At 70.9% G+C, this 5245-nt stretch carries 3 protein-coding genes and 1 pseudogene; all 4 read left to right on the top strand.

Annotated elements, in window-relative coordinates:
- A pseudogene (locus tag ACIBCA_RS37070) lies at positions 1 to 95 on the top strand (ATP-binding protein); the annotation flags it as partial.
- 393 nt (positions 96 to 488) lie between these two features.
- On the top strand, positions 489 to 3914 hold the full coding sequence (locus tag ACIBCA_RS37065; RefSeq protein WP_396287591.1) for a nitrate- and nitrite sensing domain-containing protein: 3426 nt from the start codon (positions 489 to 491) through the stop codon (positions 3912 to 3914).
- A gap of 10 nt (positions 3915 to 3924) precedes the next feature.
- Entirely contained in the window at positions 3925 to 4338 is a 414-nt protein-coding gene (locus ACIBCA_RS37060; RefSeq protein ID WP_030248297.1) for a roadblock/LC7 domain-containing protein, read from the top strand.
- Between the two features lie 161 nt (positions 4339 to 4499).
- Positions 4500 to 5195, top strand: a complete 696-nt coding sequence (locus ACIBCA_RS37055) for a DUF742 domain-containing protein (RefSeq protein WP_396287590.1) — start codon at positions 4500 to 4502, stop codon at positions 5193 to 5195.
- Positions 5196 to 5245: the final 50 nt, after the last annotated feature.

Raw genomic sequence — 5245 nt, 5'->3', positions numbered from 1 at the left:
CCCCCATCATCACCCTCGACGCCCGCCGCCGCGACAGCGCCAAAAGCGCCCTCATCACCCTCGTCGAACACGCCCTCCTCGCCCGACTGCGATGACCCGGGCCACGACGGCCCCGGTGTCCCGCTCACGGCGGGGCACCGGGGCCGTCATGCTTTCGGCGAGGTGTCCCGCACGGGCCCGGCGCAAGTCCCGTGTATAAGCGGCGGATAACAGTTCGGTAGGCATTTGGTGATCAACAATGACTGAGTGTGGCCGAACAGCGCCGTTCAGCGCCGGATGACCACGGTTTTGCTCCGTCATGTCGATGTATGTCCGTATTGTTCCGACGAACGCCCCCACCAGCGGCTGTTTGTCCCCTCCCCCCGCACGTGCTGAAATTCCAGCTACCCCTGTCGTATCCCGTGTCGGCCCACCAGGCGACGCCCCGGGGCCCGGGGGTAGCGCTGGATTGATCCATGGCCGGCAGTCGGCCGAGAGGTAGTTGTCGAGTGAGGCGTAAGCAGCAACCCGCCCCGCAGCGGCGCTCCGAGCCCCGCCAGAGCGAGCCGAACGGCGACGCCGCGGCCCCGGCCGGATTCTCCGCGTTCGCCCCCGCAGAGGAACGCGGCCAGAACGCGCCCGCGCCGAAGCAGGTGGTCAAGCCCAGGGAGTCCAAGCCCGCCGGTCCGTCCGACGAAGGCTCCTCCCGGTACGACTTCCTCCGCCCGCGCAACTGGCGCGTGCCGACCCGTCTGATCGCGATCCTCCTGATCCCCGTGATCATCTCGATCGTCTTCGGCGGCCTGCGCGTCAACACCTCCATCGACGGCTTCATCAAGGCGTCCCGCGCCGAGAAGACCGCCGAGCTGGCCAAGGCGGCGACCGAACTCGCCGAAGCGCTCGAGAACGAGCGCGACATGACCCTGATACCCCTGCTCACCAAGCAGGACCCGAACAACGAGGTCGCCAAGCGCCGCGGCGCCACCGACGCCGCCCTCAAGGCGTACGAGGCCGCGTACTCGGCCTCCGACAAGTCCGGCGAGCTGCCGCGCCGCCACGAGGCGTTCATGTTCCTCGTGCAGGACCTGCCGCACCTGCGGGCCGCCGCCTACGGCAAGGACCTGTTCGCCAGCGCCACCGCGAACGCCTACTCGGTGCTGTTCGCCCCGCTGCTGGCCTACGACAACTCCGTCGGCCTCGGCTCCTCCAACGCCACCAGCAAGGGCCGCGCGATCTACGCGATGTCCCTGGCCAAGGCGTCCGCCTCGACCCAGCGCGCGCTGATGCTGCACATCCTCGTCGGCATCTCGCAGAACACCACCACGCGGTACGAGAACATCGACGCGACCCAGCAGATCCTGGTGGCCCAGAAGCTGGAGCAGGTCTCCCTCAACGAGTTCAACACCGGCAGCGCCCCCGAGGACGCCCGCAAGTTCTCCGACGCGCAGGTCGCCCTGGCCACCGCGCAGGAGCGTTCGGCGTACAAGATGCCCAACGGCTCCGCGCCGACCATGCAGGGCCTGCTCACCATCGCCTCCGCCTACAGCGAGGCCGCCGCCGAGGGCCAGAGCAAGGGCCGCAACGTCGCCGACGCCGCGTTCGCCGAGGCCAAGAACGCCGGTCTGACCCCGGACAACTGGAACCAGGCCGCGAACACCCACATCCAGGCGCTGCGCAACACCGAGATCGCGCTGCTGGACGACGTCCTCAAGGACTCCCGCGACCTCAAGGACAACGCCCTCTGGGACGCCATTCTGAACTCCGGCATCGTCCTCGTCGCGCTCGTCCTCGCCGGTGTGATGACCGGCTACGTCGCCCGCTCGATGGTCCTCGGCATGCGCACCCTGCGCAGCGCCGCCCTCGAGATCGCCGACCACCGCCTCCCCGACCTCGTCGAGAAGCTCTCCAAGACCGACCCGGACCGGGTGGATACCTCCGTCACCCCGATCCCGCTGTACGGCAAGGACGAGATCGGCGAGGTCGCCCGGGCCTTCGACCAGGTCCACCGCCAGGCCGTCGAGCTCGCCGCCGAGCAGGCGCTGCTGCGAGGCAACGTCAACGCGATCTTCACCAACCTCTCGCGCCGCAGCCAGAGCCTGATCCAGCGCCAGCTGGCGCTGATCACGGACCTGGAGAACAACGAGGCCGACCCGGACCAGCTGGAGAACCTCTTCAAGCTGGACCACCTCGCCACCCGTATGCGCCGCAACGGTGAGAACCTGCTCGTCCTCGCGGGCGAGGAGGCCGGCCGCCGCTGGAACACCCCGGTGCCGCTGGTCGACGTGCTGCGCGCCGCCGCCTCCGAGGTGGAGCAGTACGAGCGCGTCGAGCTCTCCGGCATCCCCGAGGTCGAGGTCGTCGGCGCCGCCGTGACCGACCTCGTCCACCTGCTCGCCGAGCTCCTGGAGAACGCCACCTCGTTCTCCAGCCCGCAGACCCGCGTGCTGGTCAACGCCACCCGCCTGCCCGACGGCCGCGTGCTCGTCGAGATCCACGACAAGGGCATCGGCCTCACCGCCGACGACTTCGCCGAGATCAACGAGAAGCTCGCCGAGCCGCCCACCGTCGACGCGACCATCTCCCGCCGCATGGGCCTGTTCGTGGTCGGCCGCCTCTCGCAGCGGCACGACATCCGCGTCCAGCTCCGCCCGTCCGGCGAGTCGGCCGGCACGACCTCGCTGGTCATGCTCCCGCCGTTCGTCACCCAGTCCGGCCCCGCGCCGGAGCCGGAGGAGCAGTTCACCGTCTCCCGGATCTTCGCCGACCAGGAGCCGACCGCCGAGTGGGCCCAGGACGGCCGCCCCCGCAGCGCCGCCGAGCTGGGCTTCGACGACCACCTGACCGGCACCGGCAACGCCGGCTCCAGCGGGTTCAGCCCCGCCCTCGAAGCCGTCCAGCGCTCCCAGCGCCTCGACCAGGTCCGCCGCGCGGCCCTGGAGAGCGCGCCGCACGAGTCCGTGCTCGAGGCCGAGGTCGAGGAGGACCCGCAGGGGTACGACGGCTTCGCCCCGCAGGGTTACCAGCAGGACGGCTACGCCGACGAGTTCGCCTACGAGCAGGGCGGGTACGACCAGCCCGGCTACCAGCAGGGCGGCGCCTCCCAGGATCAGTACGGCCAGGATCAGTACGGCCAGGGCCAGTACGGTCAGGATCAGTACGGCCAGGACCAGTACGGCCAGTACGCGCAGGACGGCTACGCCGACGAGCAGTACGGGTACGAGCAGGGCGGCTACGACCGCTCCGGCTACCAGCAGGACGAGTACCAGGACCAGTACGGCCAGAACGGCCGCAACGGCCAGTACGACCAGTACGACCAGCAGGCCGGGGAGGCCCCGGCCGGCCACCCGTACGCCCCGGAGCCGCCCGCCCTGCCCGCCGCCGGACCCGCCGCCACCCTGGCGTCCGGCCTGCCGCAGCGCCGCCCCGGCCAGCAGCTGGCGGGCGGGGGCCCCGGCACCCCGCCGCCCGGCGCCGTCCCCACCGGTGACAGCCCCAACTGGTTCGCCGGCGCCAAGGACAACTCCTCCCTGCAGCAGCGCGACGGGCACGACGTGTCCGCCCTCGGCGGATACGGCCCGACCGGCCCGACCGCCTCCCCCTGGCAGTCGCCCAACGACGGCGACTGGCAGCGGGCCGAGCAGCTGCGCGAGCCCGCCTCCAGCGGCACCACCGACTCCGGACTGCCGCGGCGCACGCCCAAGCAGAACCTGGTGCCGGGCAATGCCAAGCCGACTCCGACGGACGGCCCCCAGGTCTCCCGCAACCCGGAGGAGGTCCGCGGCCGCCTGACCAACCTGCGCCGCGGCGTGGAGCAGGGCCGCACCGCCGGTAACACCGGAAGCTTCCGGATCGACCCCGATCAGGCAGACCAGTCCGGCAACGGACAGAACCGCAGCACCGATCTCTTCGGCGGCTCGAACCACCAGGAGCGTTGAGTTGACTCAGATGAGCCAGGCCGCACAGAACCTGAACTGGCTGATCACCAATTTCGTGGACAACACCCCCGGGGTGTCCCACACCGTGGTGGTCTCCGCGGACGGCCTCCTGCTGTGCATGTCCGAGGGTTTCCCCCGGGACCGCGCCGACCAGCTCGCCGCCGTCGCCTCCGGCCTCACCTCCCTCACCTCCGGCGCCAGCCGGATCTTCGAGGGGGGCGAGGTCAACCAGACCGTCGTCGAGATGGAACGGGGCTTCCTCTTCCTCATGGCCGTCAGCGACGGCTCCGCCCTCGCCGTCCTCGCCGCCCCCGACTCCGACATCGGCCTCGTCGGCTACGAGATGGCCCTGCTCGTCGACCGCGCAGGAGCCGTCCTCACCCCCGCACTCCGCGCAGAACTCCAGGGCAGTCTCCTGCACTGACGGTTCGTCGGATACCGTCCAGGTATTCGAAGTACCTCCGCGTCCTTCCCGGGCCCGCTTCGGCGGGCTCGGGTTCGGACGTAGTACGGCCTTCGCACCACCGGTCCCGGACCACACCCGGGGCCTGCACCGCACCGCCGCACCTTGTGAGGAGAGGAACCGTGACACCGCCCGACGACCGTAGCGGCCAGTACGGCGTTCCGTACCCCGGCACAGGCCATGACGCCTTCGGAACCCCCGGCGTCGGCCACGGTCAGACACCCGACCGGCAGCAGTACGGACAGCAGCAGAACCCGTACGCCCGCCAGGAGCAGTACGGCCGGCACAGCCAGCAGGGCCAGCAGTACGGCCAGCAGTACGGCCAGCACGACCCGTACGCCCGGCAGCAGCCCCCGTACGGCGCGCAGGCCCCCGGCTACCCGAACCCGGCGGCCTCCCCGATGCCCGCACCGGACCCCGGCTTCCGGCCGGCGCAGCAGCCCGGGCACTTCGAGGAGTTAGACGACGAAGCGGACTCCGGCCCGCTGATCAGACCGTTCGCGATGACCGGCGGCCGCACCCGCCCGCGTTACGAACTCGCGCTGGAGGCCCTGGTCTCCGCCGACGTGGACCCGCAGCGCCTCGCCACCCTGCTCCCCGAGCACCAGCGCATCTGCACGCTGTGCACCGAGGTCAAGTCCGTCGCGGAGGTGTCGGCCCTGCTCTCGCTCCCGCTGGGAGTGGCGCGCATCCTCGTCGCCGACCTGGCCGAAGCCGGCCTGGTCGCCATCCACCAGCCCGCTTCCGGCGGCGAATCCGGAAACCAGCCCGACGTCACGCTGCTCGAAAGGGTCCTCAGTGGACTTCGCAAGCTCTAACGCTGCCGCCTCCACCCGCGCCACCACCTCCGCGAAGATCGTCGTCGCGG

Origin of the sequence: Kitasatospora sp. NPDC051170, assembly GCF_044455705.1 — a bacterium.
Taxonomy (GTDB): domain Bacteria; phylum Actinomycetota; class Actinomycetes; order Streptomycetales; family Streptomycetaceae; genus Kitasatospora.
Note: the sequence above shows the minus strand (reverse complement) of the source record. Positions and strands in the feature narration are given on the sequence as shown.

Excerpts from the sequence above, each read along its gene's own strand:
- ACIBCA_RS37060 (WP_030248297.1), top strand. The coding sequence starts at position 3,925 with ATGAGCCAGGCCGCACAGAACCTGAACTGGCTGATCACCAATTTCGTG.